This window comes from Rhodococcus sp. BUPNP1 (genome assembly GCF_002215235.1).
Taxonomy (GTDB): Bacteria; Actinomycetota; Actinomycetes; order Mycobacteriales; family Mycobacteriaceae; genus Rhodococcus.
In genome coordinates this window covers 157,126-174,221 of record NZ_NERM01000005.1, presented here as the reverse complement: position 1 = coordinate 174,221, position 17,096 = coordinate 157,126, and the positions used below count along the sequence as shown (strand labels likewise).

Annotated in this window: 14 protein-coding genes; 10 read left to right on the top strand and 4 right to left on the bottom strand. The window is 69.6% G+C overall.

The features are described from left to right. Positions 1-83: 83 nt before the first annotated feature. Genes B9C99_RS07115 through B9C99_RS07105 form a run of 3 tightly spaced genes read left to right on the top strand, consistent with a single transcriptional unit; the run spans position 84 to position 6,036 of the window. Entirely contained in the window at positions 84-4,892 is a 4,809-nt protein-coding gene (locus tag B9C99_RS07115) for an NAD-glutamate dehydrogenase (RefSeq protein ID WP_088897384.1), read from the top strand. A 3-nt stretch (positions 4,893-4,895) separates the two neighbouring features. After that, a complete protein-coding gene (locus tag B9C99_RS07110) occupies positions 4,896-5,330 on the top strand; it encodes a thioesterase family protein (protein ID WP_016691845.1) in 435 nt (144 codons plus the stop codon). A 25-nt stretch (positions 5,331-5,355) separates the two neighbouring features. Further along, a complete protein-coding gene (locus tag B9C99_RS07105) occupies positions 5,356-6,036 on the top strand; it encodes a hypothetical protein (protein ID WP_229568305.1) in 681 nt (226 codons plus the stop codon). Between the two features lie 7 nt (positions 6,037-6,043). Here B9C99_RS07105 and B9C99_RS07100 read toward each other — a convergent pair whose 3' ends face one another. Further along, positions 6,044-7,675 carry a glycoside hydrolase family 13 protein gene (locus B9C99_RS07100; protein WP_253250001.1) on the bottom strand — a complete coding sequence of 544 codons (1,632 nt, stop codon included), beginning with the start codon at positions 7,673-7,675 and terminating at the stop codon, positions 6,044-6,046. A 94-nt stretch (positions 7,676-7,769) separates the two neighbouring features. Here B9C99_RS07100 and B9C99_RS07095 point away from each other — a divergent pair, with 94 nt between their 5' ends. Next, positions 7,770-8,189: a cupin domain-containing protein gene (locus B9C99_RS07095; protein ID WP_088897382.1), complete on the top strand. Its 420-nt coding sequence runs from the start codon at positions 7,770-7,772 to the stop codon at positions 8,187-8,189. 18 nt (positions 8,190-8,207) lie between these two features. Here the strand turns inward: B9C99_RS07095 and B9C99_RS07090 are convergent, their stop codons facing one another. Next, entirely contained in the window at positions 8,208-8,600 is a 393-nt protein-coding gene (locus tag B9C99_RS07090; RefSeq protein WP_006551125.1) for a globin, read from the bottom strand. A gap of 186 nt (positions 8,601-8,786) precedes the next feature. On the opposite strand from B9C99_RS07090, the gene B9C99_RS07085 reads away from it, so the two are divergent. The 3 genes from B9C99_RS07085 to B9C99_RS07075 are packed head-to-tail and all read left to right on the top strand — an operon-like array spanning position 8,787 to position 10,208. Then, the gene (locus tag B9C99_RS07085) at positions 8,787-9,416 is read left to right on the top strand and encodes an HNH endonuclease (RefSeq protein WP_080597645.1); all 630 of its coding nucleotides are present in this window, start codon (positions 8,787-8,789) and stop codon (positions 9,414-9,416) included. Between the two features lie 59 nt (positions 9,417-9,475). After that, entirely contained in the window at positions 9,476-9,748 is a 273-nt protein-coding gene (locus tag B9C99_RS07080) for a membrane protein (protein WP_016691850.1), read from the top strand. After that, entirely contained in the window at positions 9,735-10,208 is a 474-nt protein-coding gene (locus B9C99_RS07075) for a DUF5130 domain-containing protein (protein WP_088897381.1), read from the top strand. The genes B9C99_RS07080 and B9C99_RS07075 overlap by 14 nt, the downstream gene beginning before the upstream one ends. A gap of 84 nt (positions 10,209-10,292) precedes the next feature. On the opposite strand, the gene pepN is transcribed toward B9C99_RS07075, so the two are convergent. Together pepN and B9C99_RS07065 are read right to left on the bottom strand one after the other, a co-directional pair. Then, the gene (pepN, locus tag B9C99_RS07070; RefSeq protein WP_088897380.1) at positions 10,293-12,875 is read right to left on the bottom strand and encodes an aminopeptidase N; all 2,583 of its coding nucleotides are present in this window, start codon (positions 12,873-12,875) and stop codon (positions 10,293-10,295) included. A 63-nt stretch (positions 12,876-12,938) separates the two neighbouring features. Further along, the gene (locus B9C99_RS07065) at positions 12,939-14,180 is read right to left on the bottom strand and encodes an FAD-dependent oxidoreductase (protein ID WP_088897379.1); all 1,242 of its coding nucleotides are present in this window, start codon (positions 14,178-14,180) and stop codon (positions 12,939-12,941) included. 168 nt (positions 14,181-14,348) lie between these two features. Here B9C99_RS07065 and B9C99_RS07060 point away from each other — a divergent pair, with 168 nt between their 5' ends. From B9C99_RS07060 to B9C99_RS07050, 3 genes are all read left to right on the top strand, one after another. Then, positions 14,349-14,972 carry a DsbA family protein gene (locus tag B9C99_RS07060; RefSeq protein WP_172414892.1) on the top strand — a complete coding sequence of 208 codons (624 nt, stop codon included), beginning with the start codon at positions 14,349-14,351 and terminating at the stop codon, positions 14,970-14,972. 37 nt (positions 14,973-15,009) lie between these two features. Next, the gene (locus B9C99_RS07055) at positions 15,010-15,597 is read left to right on the top strand and encodes a GNAT family N-acetyltransferase (protein ID WP_088897378.1); all 588 of its coding nucleotides are present in this window, start codon (positions 15,010-15,012) and stop codon (positions 15,595-15,597) included. Between the two features lie 190 nt (positions 15,598-15,787). Further along, the gene (locus tag B9C99_RS07050) at positions 15,788-17,002 is read left to right on the top strand and encodes an SfnB family sulfur acquisition oxidoreductase (protein ID WP_088897377.1); all 1,215 of its coding nucleotides are present in this window, start codon (positions 15,788-15,790) and stop codon (positions 17,000-17,002) included. Positions 17,003-17,096: the final 94 nt, after the last annotated feature.

Here is a 17,096-nt window from a genome sequence, read left to right as displayed (position 1 = left end):
CGACTGCGCGCCGCGGATAGGCTCGATCACGAGTCCGTCCGCGGCGCGCGGTGTATCCGCCCGACAGAGCAGGAGGGGTGTCGATGGCCGATCCGGCTGTGGCGCAGGCAAATCCAACAGGCAGCGATGACTCCCCCGAGGCAGTCCTCGAGCGGATCTACCGGAGCTCCGGAGAGTTCACCACCGACCACGGCACAGCCGCGTTCGAGCACGTCCGCCTCGGTCGTCGCCGCGCGCCGGACACTGCTGTCGTCGGTGTGCGCCGCACCGAGGGTATGGGTGTCGCCGTGCAGATCGTCACCGACGACATGCCGCTGCTCGTCGAATCGGTGCTGGCACTGCTCTCCCGGTTGGGTGTCTCGGTGGGGACGGTCATCCACCCCGTCCTGTCGGTGCGTCGCACCGCCGAAGGCGATCTCGAGCGCCTGGCCGACGAAGGCGGACGGGCCTCGGGTGGAGTCGCCGAATCGTGGATGCACATCGAGTTGCGCGGGCCCGTCGACGACGAGTCGGTGGAGGAGATCGATCACGGACTGCGGCGCGTGCTCTCCGATGTGCGGCAGGTGGCGTCGGACTCCGGCGAGATGCACGCCCTGCAGCGCGACATCGCGGACGCACTCGACGGCCTGGCCGCCCACCCGCCCGCGCAGTACACGGCCGACCAGCTCACCGAGACCGCCGAACTGCTGCGGTGGTTGAGCGGCGGGAACTTCACCCTCCTCGGCTACCGCCGCTACGACTTCGTGCCCGACGGCGGCGACGACAACGTGCGCGCGATGCCCGTGCCCGGCAGCGGCAGGGGAGTGCTGCGCACGGATGCCTCGGTCGCGGACCCCCTCGACCTGCCCGGTGAGGTCGGCACGGGTCACCGTCCGCTGCTCGTGCTCACCCAGGGCGCGCTTCCCGCCACCGTGCATCGGTCCGTCTATCCGTACTTCGTCGGCGTCGCCCGACTCGACGCCGACGGCGCGGTCGTCGGGGAGGACCGTTTCCTCGGTGTGCTCACGGTGACCGCTCTGCACGAGAACATCCTCGACATCCCCGTGGTGTCGCGCCGGGTGCGGGAGGTCGTCGCGCGGGCGCGGGTCGAGCTGTCGTCCTACAGCGGTCAGGCGATGCTCGAGATCATGCAGACGGTGCCCCGCGCGGAACTGTTCTCCATGGACACCGACACCCTCTACGAGACCGTCACGGCGGTCGTCGACATCCGCCGGCAGGTGCGGTTGTTCGTCCGCGTCGACACCTACGGCCGGTACATCTCGTGCCTGGTCTACCTGCCGCGCGACCGCTACACGACGAAGGTGCGCGTCGCGATCCAGGACATCCTGCTGCGCGAGTTCGGCGGCGGCGTACTCGACTACACCGCGCGGGTCTCCGAACGTGACCTCGCGTTGCTGCACGTGACGATCCGGTTCTCCGGGCGCGCCCGTCGCGAGGTCGACACCTCCGAGGACAACCGCCTGCGGATCCAGGCGATGCTCGCGGAGGTGACCCGCAACTGGGCCGATCGGCTCGGGGAGGTGGCAGCGGCGACCGGCGATCTCGACCCGTTGCTGGTGCAGCGGTACGCGGAGGTCGTGCCCGAGGCGTACAAGGAGGACTTCGGCTCCGAACGCGCCCTGGACGACCTGCGGCGTCTGGAAGCCCTCGACTCCGGTGATCTCGACACGCACCTGTACCGCCCGGGCTCCGACGACCCGTTGTCCTTGCGCTTCACCCTGTACGTCGCGGACGAGACGGTCACCCTCGGCCGGATCCTCCCGGTGTTGCAGAGCCTCGGTGTGGAGGTCGTCGACGAGCGGCCCTACCGGCTGCCGCGATCGGACGGAATAGACTGCTGGATCTACGATTTCGGGCTCTGCCTGCCCGAGGACATCGAGCCCGACATCGTCGAGACCGACCCGACGCTGGCGGGTCGACTCACCGACACCTTCACCGTGGCATGGCGGGGGGCGGTCGAGACCGACCGGTTCAACCAGCTCGTGCTGCGCGCCGGGCTCACCTGGAATCAGGTCGTGCTACTCCGGGCCTACGCGAAGTACCTGCGCCAGACCGAATTCCCGTACAGCCAGTACAACATCGAAGGGGTGCTGCTCGGTGCCCCGCGCACCGCGGCCCTGCTCGTCGGGCTGTTCGAGTCCCGGTTCGATCCGGAGAACGCATCGGCCGAACGCGAACAGCAGATCGCCGAGGAACTCACGACGACGATCGCGGAGGTGACCGCACTGGCCACCGACCGCATCCTGCGGGGGCTGTTCTCCTTGATCCGTGCCACCCTGCGCACCAACTTCCACGTGGCCGGCGGAATCGGGCACGAACGTCCGGACGGCCGGGCGTTGTCGCTCAAGTTCGAGCCGCGGCGGATCGCCGAATTACCCCAACCGCGACCGGCTTTCGAGGTGTTCGTCTACGCCCCGGCCGTCGAGGGCGTCCACATGCGGTTCGGTCCCGTCGCCCGCGGCGGCCTGCGCTGGTCGGACCGCCGGGAGGACTTCCGCACCGAGGTGCTCGGCCTGGTCAAGGCGCAGGCAGTGAAGAACGCGGTGATCGTGCCCGTGGGGGCGAAGGGCGGCTTCGTCGTCAAGCACTCGCCCCGTCCGACCGGCGACGCCGAGGCGGATCGTCGTGCCGTCCGCGAGCGTGGCGAACGGTGCTACCGGTGCTTCATCGCCGGTCTACTCGATATCACCGACAACCTCGACGCCGCCCGTAACGAGACGGTCCCGCCGCAGCGGGTCGTGCGTCACGACAGCGACGACCCGTATCTCGTGGTGGCCGCGGACAAGGGCACCGCCTCGTTCTCCGACCTCGCGAATTCCGTTGCGGCGGAATACGGCTACTGGCTCGGCGATGCCTTCGCCTCCGGTGGTTCCGCCGGCTACGACCACAAGGAGATGGGCATCACCGCGCGCGGTGCGTGGGAGAGCGTCCGGCGGCACTTCCGCGAACTCGGATCCGACCCGCAGACGGACGATTTCACCGTGGTCGGCATCGGGGACATGAGCGGTGACGTCTTCGGCAACGGCATGCTACTGAGCCGGCACATCAGGCTCGTCGCGGCCTTCGACCATCGGCACATCTTCCTCGATCCCGATCCCGATCCGGAGCGGTCGTTCGAGGAGCGGCGCCGGCTGTTCGAACTGCCGCGGTCGTCGTGGAAGGACTACTCGGCAGAGCTGATCGCGGCCGGGGGCGGGGTGTGGGACCGGACGGCCAAGTCGGTGCCCGTCGGTCCCGAGGTGCGTGCCGTGCTCGACCTGCCCGACGAGGTCACGGAACTCCCACCGCCCGAACTGATCCGCGCGATCCTGCGCGCACCCGTCGACCTGCTGTGGAACGGCGGTGTCGGCACCTACGTGAAGGCGTCGACGGAAACCCATGCGGACGTGGGGGACAAGAGCAACGACGGCGTGCGCGTCGACGGGCGGGAACTGCGCGCCCGGGTCGTCGGCGAGGGCGGCAATCTCGGTGTCACGCAACGCGGCCGCATCGAGTTCGCCCGCGCCGGCGGGAAGATCAACACCGACGCGATCGACAACTCGGCCGGTGTCGACAGCTCCGACCACGAAGTCAACATCAAGATCCTCCTCGATGCCATGGTGACCGCCGGTGAGCTCGCGGAGGAGGACCGCAATCCGCTGCTCGCGTCGATGACCGACGACGTCGCCGAACTCGTTCTGGCCGACAACATCTCGCAGAACGCGGTGCTCGGCCTCGAACGGGCCGTCGCGCCGTCCCTGCTGGGGGTGCACCGTCGGCTGCTCGCGGCCCTCGAACTCGATCGCGGACTCGACCGCGACCTCGAGGCCCTGCCCGACGAGGCCGAGTTCGACCGTCGCGAAGCGGCGGGGGAGGGGCTGACGTCGCCCGAACTGTCACAGCTCCTCGCCCACGTCAAGCTCGCCCTCGTCGACGACCTGCTCGCCACGGACCTGCCCGACAGCGAGACCTTCGCGGCGATCCTGCCCGCCTACTTCCCGTCCGCTCTGCGCGAGCGGTTCCGGGCCGGGATCCGGGCGCATCCGCTGCGCCGGCAGATCGTCGCGACCATGCTGGCCAACACCACCGTCGACAACGGTGGCCCCACCTACGTCTACCGGCTCGCCGAGGAGGCCGGGGCGACGGCGACCGACGCCATCCGCGCCTACGCCGCCGTCACCACCATCTTCGGGTTGCCGGCCCTGTGGGACGAGATCCGGGCCGCCGGGCTGCCCGTCGACATCGAGGACGACCTGTTGCTCGAATCCCGCCGCGTGCTCGACCGGGCGTCGCGCCGGCTCCTCGCCACACGGCCGCAGCCCCTCGCGGTCGGCGCCGAGATCAGCCGCTACCGCGACGCCTTCGCGCGTCTCGCCCCGCGGGTCGCGGACTGGATGCGCGGGCACCACGCCGAGGACTTCGTGCGCCGCACCCGCCCGCTCCTCGAGCGGGGAGCACCGGAGGAGCTGACCGGCGTCGTCTTCCGGCTCCTCGACCAGTTCCCGCTGCTCGACGTCATCGACATCGCCGACATCGAACAACGCGACGAAGCGGAGGTCGCCGACCTCTACTACGCCCTCGACGCGCGCCTCGGTGTCGACCGCCTGCTCACGGCGGTCTCCGGGCTGGAGCGGGGCGACCGCTGGCATTCGCTGGCGCGACTCGCGCTGCGCGACGACCTGTACGGCTCGTTGCGTTCGCTCGTCCTCGACGTGCTCGCCGGCGCCGAACCCGGGGAATCGACCGAGGAGATGATCGAGGACTGGGAGTCGTCCAACGGATCCAAGCTCGTCCGTGCGAGGGCGGCGCTCGACGAGATCTTCGCGTCTGGAAGTCTGGACCTCGCCACCTTGTCGGTGGCGGCACGACAGATCAGGGGCATGGTGCGCACAGGCGCATCCGATCGGAGGTAACGAGTGAGCGGTGCGGGCGAACAGTTCGGTTTCCACACCGAGGTGATGGTGCGGTGGTCCGACATGGACGTCTTCCAGCACATCAACCACGCGCGGATGGTCACGCTCCTCGAAGAAGCACGGATCCCGTGGCTGTTCGCCGACGGTCGCCCCACCCGCGACCTGCGCGAAGGCGCTGTCATCGCCGATCTCCACGTCCGCTATCGCGGGCAGTTGCGTCACGACGACGGCCCGCTCGACGTGCTGATGTGGACCGAGAAGGTGCGGGCCGTCGACTTCACGATCGGCTACGAGGTGCGACCGGGCGGTGCCCCGGTCGACTCGGCGCCGGCAGTGGTCGCGTCCACCCAGATCGCGGCGTTCGACATCGAGACCCAGCGCCTGCGCCGGCTCAGCGACGACGAACGCGAGTTCCTGCGTCAGTGGCAGCGCAATTGACGAGGCCGACGTGACCGACGACCGGATCCGACACGCAGAGCGCCTCCTGACGCTCGCCGGCCCCGACGACAGCGTCGACCTCGCCGCATTCCTGGCCCGGGCCGCGCGTCTCGACGAGGCCGCCGTGGTGCGGTTGCGCCGCCGCGGCGACGGACTGCTCGGCGTCTGGACGCGCACCGGTTTCGAGGTGCTCGCCGGACGCGTCGTCCGCGGAACCGTGGCTCCGGCCGACACCTGCGTGGCCGCCGAATCGCTGCGGGCCGTGCTCCTCGCCGGGGCCGAACCGCGCACCGAGGTCGACCCGGGCTGGGCGATGGATTCCGCCTGGCGCGGCGCACTTCCGCCCGACGACGGCTACGTCCACGTCGACGACGTGCCGGCGCGGATCCTCGTCGAACTCGCGCAACGCGGCGTCGCCCTCACCCGCGAGCACGGTGCGCAGGGGCCACCGGCGTCGTTGCTCGCCCAGGAGGTTCTCGAGGTGAGCGGCGCCGGAACGACCGTGGGGGTGCCGATGCGCATGGTGTTCGCGCTCGGTGCGATGGGCTTCGTGCCCGGTGCCGGTCGCGACAGCGTCGACTCGACGGGCATCGATCCCGCAGAGGTGGTGCGGGTCCGGGCGCACGCCACCTGGGTGCGCCTCGACGCCCGCTTCGGCTCGGTCTACCTGCGCCGCGGCGGTGGGCTCGGTCTGAGCGTCCTCTGACGAGGTCTCACGCCAGCCACGCGGCGGTGTCCGGTGGCAGTACGTGTCCGGTGAGCGGCGCACTCGCGAGCAGCACCTCACCGGGAGGCAGATCGACAGCGACGTCGCCGGCATTGAGCACACAGGTCAGGCCGTCGGGACGGCGGAACGCCAGGCACCCGGCCGGACTTCCGTACCAGCCGATCCCGCCGCTGCCCTCGGATGGCCTTCGCTCCGTGCTGATCGGTCGCCTTCGCTCCGTGCGGATCTCGATCGCCCTCCGGTACAGCGAGAGCGTCGAGCCCGCATCCTCGAGTTGCTTCTCGACGGTCAGGGCCGACCACTCCGGGGGCTGCGGCAGCCACGACGACCCGGCGGAAGTGAATCCGAAGGGCGGCGCCCCGCCCTCCCACGGCAGCGGCACGCGGCATCCGTCGCGTCCGCGTTCGGTGTGGCCGGACCGCTCCCAGACAGGGTCCTGCAGCACCTCGTCGGGCAGGTCGACGTTCGGCAACCCCAGTTCGGCGCCGTTGTAGACGAACACCGCTCCCGGGAGCGCGAGGGCGACGAGGATCATCGCGCGTGCCCGGGCGAGCCCGACCTCACCGCCGCCGTATCGCGTGACCTCGCGGTCGACGTCGTGGTTCGACAGCGTCCACGTCGGTGAGGCCTGCACCGACGTCACCGAGGCCAGGCCCTTCTCGATCGCGTCGCGGACGGCGTCGGCGTCCCAGTCCGACAGGGTCAGGTGGAAGTCGAAGGCGAGGTGGAGTTCGTCCGGGCGGAGATACTCGGCGAACCTCTCGTGGTCGTCGACCCAGATCTCACCGATCGCCACCGAGTCGGGGTACTCGTCGAAGACCCGCCGGATGCGACGGTGGATGTCGTGCACCTCGGGATTGTTGAACCGCGGGTCGGCAGGGGAGTGCCCGAGCAGTTCGTTCGTCTCCCATCCGTCGTGGTCGGGAAGGTCCGCGGGCTTGGCCATGCCGTGCGCCACGTCGATGCGGAAACCGTCCACACCCCGGTCCAGCCAGAACCGCAGGGTCTTGTCGAGATCCTCGACGACCACCTCGTCGTCCCAGTTCAGATCGGGCTGCCCGGGAGCGAAGACGTGCAGATACCACTGGCCCGGCGTGCCGTCGGGTTCGGTGATGCGGGTCCAGGCGGGCCCGCCGAAGACGCTCGGCCAGTTGTTCGGTGGCGCGCTGCCGTCCGGTCCGCGCCCGTCGCGGAAGTGGAAGCGCCGGCGTTCACGGCTGCCCGGCCCGGCTTCGAGCGCGGCCCGGAACCAGCGGTGCTCGACGCTGACGTGGTTCGGCACGAGGTCCATCACCACCCGGATGCCGCGCGCGTGGGCGTCGGTGACCAGCGCTTCGAGATCGGCGATGTTGCCGAACAGTGGGTCGATGTCGCGGGGGTCGGAGACGTCGTAGCCGTGATCGGCCATCGGTGAACGCATCACCGGGTTGAGCCAGATCGCGTCGACACCGAGCAGTTCGAGGTAGCCGAGGCGGCTGCGCACACCCGCGAGGTCGCCGATGCCGTCACCGTTCGCGTCGACGAACGAGCGGGGATAGACCTGGTAGAAGACCGCGTCGCGCCACCACGGCGCCGTCGGGTCGCCTCGTCCGGAGGTCGGTGCTGCGGGGTGGGCCACGGGAGTCATCGTGTCAGACGACAGGGCGAAAGGCAGGGCGAACGGTGCCCGCGACCGTTCCGTCGGGACCTGGCCGCATGATAGGACGAACGGCATGAATACGACATCGATCGTCGCGGTCCGGCTGGACGACGTGGAGTTGCGCGACGACCCGATCAACCCTGCGTGGATTCACGAGGGTGCTCCCGTGGCACGCAGCGGTCAGTGGGCGACCAGCGTCGACCGCACCACCACCACACACGTATGGGACTGCACGGCCGGTCGCTTCGACTGGCATTTCGGCGTCGACGAGATCGTCCACATCGTGGAGGGCTCGGTCATCGTCTCGTCCGCCGACTCCGAACCACGCACCTTGCGAGCCGGGGACGCGGCGCTCTTCCGTGCCGGTACCACCGCGCTGTGGGAGGTCCCCGAATACGTGCGCAAGCACGCCGTCCTGCGACGTCATCTGTCTCCGATGGCGCGGTTCACCCAGAAGGTGGAGGACCGCCTGCGCCGGATGCTGGGCCGCTGACCCCGGACACGCCGACCCCTAGATGGGGGAATTCATCATCGAGTCGGCCGCCATGTTCATGTAGTCGACGAGCTGCCGGCGGTGCTCGTCGTCGAGCGTCTTCTCGTCGATCGACGCGATCGCGGTGTGCATGCACCGCAGCCAGGCGTCGCGCTCGAGCGGCCCGATCCGGAAGGGATGATGACGCATGCGCAGCCGCGGGTGCCCCCGCTCCTCGGAGTAGGTGCGCGGGCCGCCCCAGTACTGCTCCAGGAACATCCGCATGCGCCGTTCGGCCGGACCGAGATCCTCCTCGGGATACAGGGGCCGGACGATCTCGTCCCGTGCGATCTCCTCGTAGAACCGTGCAGTGAGCCGGCGGAACGTCTCGGCGCCACCGACCGCCTCGTAGAAGGTCTGCTCGTCACTCATCTGTATTCGTTCACCGTCCCTCTCGACCGTCCATTGTGCCCGCTCCCGACGGCACACCGCCCGACGAGCCGTGCCGGGCGGGACCGTCACCGGATGTTCACCGGCCCGACCTGGACCGGTCCGCTGATTTCGGGTGCGATTCGTGAGCATCCGTGGTCCACTGTTCCCAGTCTTTTCGGAGGTCGTATGAAGCACAGCAGCAGCTCGCATCGACAACTCCCGCCCGCGGACGCCCCTGCAGGGGTGCCGGGGGCTACCACACTGCGCGTGGTGCACGACAGCACCGCGACGGTACCCGACTGGTTGAAACGTCGAGTGTTGCTGCTCAACGCCACCTACGAGCCGCTCACCGCCCTGCCCGCCCGCAGGGCCGTGGTCCTGATGGCCGGGGGCAAGGCCGATACCGTGCACGACGATCCGCTCGCCCCGCTCGTGCGGTCGGCCGAATGGTCCGTGCAACTGCCGTCCGTGATCCGTCTGCGCAACTACGTGCGCGTTCCGTATCACGCGCGGGTGCCGCTCACCCGGGCCGCGCTCATGCACCGCGACCGGAACCGGTGCGCCTACTGCGGGGGCAAGGCCGAGACGATCGACCACGTCGTGCCGCGCAGCCGCGGCGGCGAGCACACCTGGGAGAACTGCGTCGCGTGCTGCGCGCCGTGCAACCACCGCAAGGCCGACAAGCTGCTCACCGAACTCGGATGGACCCTGCGTGTGGTGCCGAATCCGCCCAAGGGCCGGCACTGGCGCCTGCTCGCGACCCTGCCCGAATTGCACCCCACCTGGCTGCCCTATCTGGGGGAGGGCGCGGCCTGATCGGGCCGTTCTCCGGGGCGTATGAGGCCTTTCGGGCCCGGCTGGGCTAACGTTTGGCTGTGAGCATTCTCGAGACAACCCTGATCTTCGTCGGCATCCCGCTGCTGATCGTCTTGGTCTTCGGTGGGCTGTCCTTCGTCATGAGCAAGTACCCGGGCTCCACGCCGTCGGACGACCCGTACACGCTCGACCGGAAATGGGAGCACGGACCGCTCCTGTGGACCGCGACCGACGAATCGACCCATCCCTGGAAATACCCGCATCATGGTCACGGTCATGCCGCTCTGACCTCGGCGGAGCTGATCGGAGGTACCGCAAGTGGCAAGTGGTGACGTGATCCAGCGTCCGGCCGTCGCGCCGGAGAACCTGCCGCACGGTGCGGCACTCACCGCGAGCGGACGCATCTCCGCCGTGCGCGGTCTCGGTCAGGCCTTCACGGGTGCGCCGTTCAAGGACCGCGACCTCATCACCCTCGACGACACGCTCACCCACGCGACGCGGATCACCAACGTGCGGTTCACCGTCTACATCGGTGACGACGTGAATCCGGCCGCAGCGACCGACGCCCTGCTGCCGACGACGCCGGACGCCGACAACTCGGTCCTCGTCGCCGTCTTCCCGAACCAGCGGAGCATCGAGGTCCGCTCGGGTCGCACCGCCGCCGACCGCGCCACCGACCGGGTGCTGCAGCTCGGCATCACTGCGGCCGTGTCGTCCTTCGGTCAGGGGAATCTGCTCGACGGCATCACCAGTGCCGTCCGCGTCATCGCGAACGCCATGGTCGCTCCCTGATACGGAGCCCACGACCATCTGTGGCCCGCTGCCGCTCCGCGTAGGAGAGGCAGCGGGCCACAGGCGTCTCGTGTGGGCGGTGCGTCAGGACGCGTCGAACGCGCGTGCCTTCAACGAGCGCACGACCCCGGCACGACCCTCGACGACGAGCCGGCGCAGGGCCGGCGGATGGTCGCCGGCGAGGAACTCGTCGGCCGCCGCCACCGACTGCTCACTGATCGACCACGACGGGTAGAGCCCGATCACGACGGTCTGCGCGACCTCGCTCGAACGACGCTCCCACACTCCCGGCACCTCCGCGAAGTACCGCGCGACGTACGGCTCGAGCAGTTCGCCCTGACCGGCCGGGGCGAAACCGCCGATCACGGCGCGCGCCGTGATGTTCGGGACGCTGTCGTCGTGCACGACCGTCTGCCACACCTGTTCCTTGACGGCCTCCTGCGGACGCGCCGCGCGGGCGGCTGCCGCCTGGCGGGCACCCGCGGCCGTCGGGTCGCGTTCGGCCTCCGCGTCGATGAACGGCGACTCCACGCCCTCGGCGTCGACCTCACCCGCTGCGGCGAGCGCCTGGACGATCCGCCAGCGCAGATCGGTGTCGACCGTCAGCCCGGGCAGGCCGACCGTCGCCGGATCCGCGCCCAGCAGCTCCTCGAGCACCTCGGTGTGCCAGGGCGACAGGTACGCGGTGGTCAGCGCGTTGACGAACGCGAGCTGATGGTCGGAGCCCGCCTCGGACTCGCGGGCGAGTTCGAGCAGGCGGTTGGCGAAGTCCGCCCGGCCGTGCTCCGCGGCCCAGGAGGGGTCGGCGTAGCTCTCCAGCGCGGTGTGCGCCTGCATGAGCAGACGCTGGACGACACCGACCTCGGTCTCGGCGGCGATGCCGCGCTGCACGAGGGCGACGAAATCGCGCGCCTTCATCTCGGCCTGACGGGTCATCTCCCACGCCGCCGACCACACCAGGGTGCGCGGCAGCGACTCGGCGATGTCGCCGACCCGGTCGATGACGGTCGCGAGCGACTCCTCGTCGAGACGCACCGAGCAGTACGTCAGGTCGTCGTCGTTGACGAGGACGAACGCGCCGCGCGGCACACCCACCAGATCGGGCACCTCGGTGCGCTCGGCGGCGTCGACGTCGATCTCCACGCGGTGCGTGCGGACGAGCTTGCCGGAGCCGTCGTCGTCGTACACACCGATCGCGAGGCGGTGCACGCGGAACTCCCCGGCGCCGGGCTGGGCACCTTCCTGCACCACCGCGAAACGCGTGAAGCGTCCCTGGTCGTCGACCTCGAAGTCCGGTCGGAGGATGTTCAGACCGGTGGTTTTGAGCCACTGGGCGCCCCAGTCCGACAGGTCGCGGCCGGAGGACTTCTCCAGCGCGGCGAGCAGGTCGTCGAAGGTGGCGTTGCCGTAGGCGTGGTCGCGGAAGTACTCGCGCAGACCGGCGAGGAAGGGCTCCTGCCCGACATAGGCGACGAGCTGCTTGAGCACCGACGCGCCCTTGGCGTAGGTGATGCCGTCGAAGTTGACCTCGACCGCGGCGAGGTCGGGGATGTCGGCGGCGATGGGGTGCGTCGACGGCAGCTGGTCCTGCCGGTAGGCCCACGACTTCTCGACGTTCGCGAAGGTCGTCCACGCGTTGGTGTACTCGGTGGCCGAGGCCTGGCACAGAACCGACGCGAACGTCGCGAACGACTCGTTGAGCCACAGGTCGTCCCACCAGCGCATGGTGACGAGGTCGCCGAACCACATGTGTGCCATCTCGTGCAGGACGGTCTCGGCGCGGCGCTCGTAGGAGTAGCGGGTGACCTTGGAGCGGAAGACGTAGTCCTCCAGGAAGGTCACCGCGCCCGCGTTCTCCATCGCCCCGGCGTTGAATTCGGGCACGAACAGCTGGTCGTACTTGCCGAAGGCGTAGGGGATCCCGAAGTTGGCGTGGTAGAAGCCGAAGCCCTGCTTGGTCTCGGTGAACAGCCGGTCGGCGTCCATGTACTCCGCGAGCGACGCTCGGCAGAAGATGCGCAGCGGGATCGTGCCGTGCTCGTCGGTGTACTCGTCGGACCACACCGCGTACGGACCGGCGATGAGCGCGACGAGATAGGTGCTCATCCGCGGGGTGGTGCGGAAGATGTGCAGACCCGGCTGCGCGGCCGCGGTCTGCACGGTGTCGGCGTTGGAGATCACGGCCCAGTCCTGCGGCGCGGTGACCTTCAGGTCGAAGGTGGCCTTGAGATCGGGCTGGTCGAAGCACGCGAACATCCGCTTGGCGTCGGCCGTTTCGAACTGCGAGTACAGGTACACCGCGTCGTCGGTGGGGTCGACGAACCGGTGCAGGCCCTCGCCGGTGTTCGTGTACAGGCAGTCGGCGTCGACGACGAGTTCGTTGTGGGCGGCGAGCCCGGTGAGGGCGATGCCGGTCTCCTCGGAGTATCCGGACACGTCGACGGGTTCGCCGTTGAGGGTCGCCGAGTGCACGGTCTTCGCGATGAGGTCGATGAACGTCGAGGCGCCCGCGGTCGCGTCGAATCGCACGGTGGTCACCGACCGGAAGGTCGTGGTGCCCGGCGCGCCGGCACCGTCGGTGAGATCCAGTTCGATGCTGTAGTTGTCGACGGACAGGATCGCGGCCCGTTCGGCGGCCTGCTCGCGGGTCAGATTCGGTGGTGCCACGGGAGAACTCCTTCTCACGACGGAATGTCGGTCGGCGTCCATCCCATCATGATCGGCGAACCCTCACGGAGCGACGTCGGACAACGGCACCGTGGTGTCCGTCAACCGGCCGACGTCGACGGGCCGCCCCGAGGCGATGAGAGCGCGGATGTCGTCCCCGGCATCCCAGATGTTGACGTTCATCCCCGCCCGGACGTGTTGCTCGTCGTCGAGCCAGAACGCGAGGAACTGCCGGCCCTGCACGTCGCCGCGGGTGACCACCCGCGCGTCGCGGGGAGCGAGCCCGACGTATTCCATGCCGAGGTCGTACTGGTCGGTGAAGAAATAGGGGAGCCGGTCGTAGGTTGCCTCGCGGCCGAGCATCGTCGCGGCCGCGACGGCCGGCTGGTTCAGGGCGTTGGCCCAGTGTTCGACGCGCACCCGGGTGCCGAGCAGCGGGTGCTCCGCCGAGGCGATGTCGCCGACGGCCACGATGTCCGGATCGCTCGTCCGCATCGAGGCGTCGACGAGCACGCCGTCGTCGACCGCGAGCCCGGCGTCGCGGGCCAGGTCGACATTCGGGCGCGCCCCGACCGCGACCAGCACGGCGTCGGCGGGCACCACACTGTCGTCGCCGAACCGGATGCCGCTCGCGCGACCGTCGTAGGCGACGATCTCGCGCACCGAGGTGTTCGTCCGCAGATCGACCCCGTGTGCGCGGTGCAGGTCGGCGAACACCGCGCCCATCTCCTCGCCGAGTGCACCGAGCAGGGGTTGCTTCGCGGTCTCCGCGATCACCACCCCCGCGCCCCGGCCGCGGGCGTTCGCGGCGATCTCCATGCCGATCCATCCCGCGCCGATGACGGCCAGCCATCCCGCATGGTCGGTCTCGCCCTGGATCGCGGTGAGCAGCGCATCGGAGTCCTCGACGGTGCGCATGACGTACACGCGTTCGGCGTCGGCTCCGGGAATCGGGACCGTGCGGGGCGTCGAGCCCGTTGCGAGAGCGAGCTTGTCGTAGTGCAACGTCGACCCGTCGGGCAACGTCACCGTGTGGGCGGCCGGATCGATCGCGGTGACCTTCGTGCCGAGCAGCAGTTCGACGCGGTGGTCGCGGTACCAGTCGCCGTCGTGCACCGTGAAGTCGGCGAGTTGCTTGCGTCCGGCGAAGTAGTCCTTCGACAACGGCGGTCGCTCGTAGGGCAGGTGCTCCTCCGCGCCGATCAGCAGGATGCGCCCGGGAAAGTCGCGGGCGCGCAGTTCCTCTGCCAGCTTGGCACCGGCCAGACCCGCGCCGACGATCAGAAACGTTTCCTCACCCGACATCGTGGTGCCTCCACTGTGATGCGTGCCGGACCTGCTTCCCGGCTCCGACGTTACGGCTACCGCCCGCACTACGGCCCGGTTCAGGAAGAATCGTCGACGGAACCGCGTTGAACATGCTCGTAGTTGTCCGGCCCGTACGAATTTTTGTGAGGAGATCTCTTGAGCGACCTGACTGCCGCGTCCACGACCGGCAAGGACACCGCCGACTTCTGGTTCGATCCGTTGTGCCCGTGGTGCTGGATCACCTCGCGCTGGATCCTCGAGGTCACGAAGGTACGCGACATCGACGCGCGTTTCCATGTCATGAGCCTGGCCGTGCTGAACGAGGGGCGCGACCTGCCGGAGGAGTACGCCGAGCTGATGACGAAGGCGTGGGGCCCGGTGCGCGTCGCGATCGCCGCAGCGCAGAAGTACGGCGACGACATCCTCTCCCCGCTGTACACGGCGATGGGCACCCGCATCCACAACGAGGGCAACAAGGACTTCGCGGACGTGATCGCCGCGTCGCTCGCCGAACTCGACCTCGATGCCTCGCTGGCCGAGGCCGCCGACAGCGACGCCTACGACGAGGCTCTGCGCACGAGCCACCACGCCGGCATGGACAAGGTGGGCCAGGACGTCGGTACCCCCACCATCCATGTCAACGGCATCGCCTTCTTCGGGCCCGTCCTGTCGAAGATCCCGCGCGGCGAAGAGGCCGGCAAGGTATGGGACGGCGTGGTCGCCCTCGCGTCCTACCCGCACTTCTTCGAACTCAAGCGCAGCCGCGACGAGGAGCCCGACTTCTCCTGACCGAGTGCGGCCGTGGCGCTCGGTAGAGTGCCACGGCGTGTCGAACGATCATGTGGTCCGGCCGGCGACGGTGCACGATGTCGAGAAAGCGACGGCAACGCTCGGACGAGCGTTCCGCGACTATCCGTTCACCCGCTACACCGTCGACGGCCGGGACCACGAGACCCGGGTCCGCGACCTCCAGCGGCTCTTCCTCACCGAGATCGGCATGCGCTGCGGCGAGGTGTGGGTCTCCGATGACGTCGATGCGGTGGCCGTCTGGACGACGCCCGGCTCCACCGGACTCGAGGAGGCGTTCGTGTCCGTCGCCGATCGGGTGACGGAACTGCGGGGCGATCGTGCCCACGCCGCCGAACTGGCCGAGCAGGCCACCGCGGAGCTGCAGCCGAGCGAGCCCGCGTGGTTCCTGGCCACGGTGGGCGTCGATCCCGCCTCGCAGGGGCGCGGCCTGGGACGGGCCGTCCTCGAACCAGGACTTCGCGCGGCCGAACGGCAGGGGGTCGCGGCCTGTCTGGAGACCTCCTCGGAGGCGAACGTCGCGTTCTACGAACATCTTGGATTCGTCGTCACCGGTGTCGTGGAGCTGCCGGACGGCGGCCCGAAAGTCTGGGCAATGCGCCGCTGACCTGCCGGGGCGGGGTTCGCCACGCTCGGGACCGAAGGTCGCAACGCTCCGCCGTACAGACTTGTGCTCACCCCGAATTCAATTCTCGGCTTCGGGTCGGGCGCGGACTACCGTGATGCATCATGGCTGTTCCCTGTCCCCGTACCCTGCTCGTCACAACCAGCGCGTCGCTCGCGCCGGAGGTGACGCGATGACCACCTCACGCACCGCGACCCGCCTCGCCGACACCGACGAGGCCCTGCGCGTCGCCTCCGCGCTCGCCGACGAGTTCGCGGCCGGCGCGTCACGTCGTGATGCCGAACGGGAACTGCCGCGCGACGAGATCCGCGCGCTCGCGGCCTCCGGACTGCTCGCGGTGACCGTGCCCACCGAATACGGCGGCATCGCCGCTCCGTACGAAGTGGTCGCCGAGATCTTCCGGATCCTCGCCTCGGCGGATCCGAGCATCGCCCAGATCCCGCACTCGCACTTCACCTTCCTCGAGGCGATCCGATCCCAGGGCAGCGACGAGCAGAAGCGCTTCTTCTACGGCGAAGTGCTCGGCGGTGCGCTGTTCGCCAACGCCCAGAGCGAACGCGGGTCGCATGCGGTGAACATCGACAGCACGGTGCTGCGCCGGCAGAGGGACGGCTACGTCCTCACCGGCCGCAAGTTCTACAGCACCGGTGCGTTGTTCGCCGACTGGATCGCGGTGCGCGCCAGTCTTTCCGACGATCCGGACGCGACCGACGCGTCGACCCCGAAGGCCGTCGCCTTCGTCCGGCGCGAGACCGCCGGACTCACCGTCGTCGACGACTGGGACGGCATGGGCCAACGCACCACCGCCAGCGGCACCGTCACCCTCGACGACATCGAGGTCCCCGACGCGGCGGTCGTGCCGTACACGCCGATCTTCGAAGCGCCCACCACCTACGGCGCTCAAGCGCAGCTGCTGCACTCGGCGATCGACGTGGGTATCGCGACCGGCGCACTCGCCGAGGCCGTCGTCCAGGCAGGTCGCGCACGGCCGCACTTCGAGGCGGATGTCGAACGAGCAGTGGACGATCCGCTGCTCGTCCAGATCGCCGGAGAGGCCACCGTCACCGTCCGGGCCGCCCAGGCACTGCTCGCGGAGGCAGGGCGGGCCGTCGACCGCGCACGCGCGAACCCGACCGCAGAGACCACCGCCGCGGCCTCCATCGAGGTCGCGACCGCGAAGGTCGCCGCGACCCGCGCCGCCGTCGAGACGGCGAACATCCTGTTCGAACTCGGCGGCACCCGCAGCGCATCGGGAGCCGCGAATCTGTCGCGCTACTGGCGCGACGCCCGCACGCACACCCTGCACGACGCGACCCGGTGGAAGCTCCAGCACATCGGCCGGTGGACCCTCAGCGGCACCCACCCGCCGCGCTACGGCGTGCTCTGACCCGCCTCCGGCGGGGTGTGCTCCGACCTGCCTCCGGCGGGGTGTGCTCCGACCTGCCTCCGGCGGGGTGTGCTCCGACCTGCCTCCGGCGGGG

Excerpts from the sequence above, each read along its gene's own strand:
- B9C99_RS07115 (WP_088897384.1), top strand. The coding sequence starts at position 84 with ATGGCCGATCCGGCTGTGGCGCAGGCAAATCCAACAGGCAGCGATGAC.
- B9C99_RS07095 (WP_088897382.1), top strand. The coding sequence starts at position 7,770 with ATGAATACGACATCGATCGTCGCGGTCCGGCTGGACGACGTGGAGTTG.
- B9C99_RS07090 (WP_006551125.1), bottom strand. The coding sequence starts at position 8,600 with ATGAGTGACGAGCAGACCTTCTACGAGGCGGTCGGTGGCGCCGAGACG.
- B9C99_RS07085 (WP_080597645.1), top strand. The coding sequence starts at position 8,787 with ATGAAGCACAGCAGCAGCTCGCATCGACAACTCCCGCCCGCGGACGCC.
- B9C99_RS07065 (WP_088897379.1), bottom strand. The coding sequence starts at position 14,180 with ATGTCGGGTGAGGAAACGTTTCTGATCGTCGGCGCGGGTCTGGCCGGT.
- B9C99_RS07050 (WP_088897377.1), top strand. The coding sequence starts at position 15,788 with ATGACCACCTCACGCACCGCGACCCGCCTCGCCGACACCGACGAGGCC.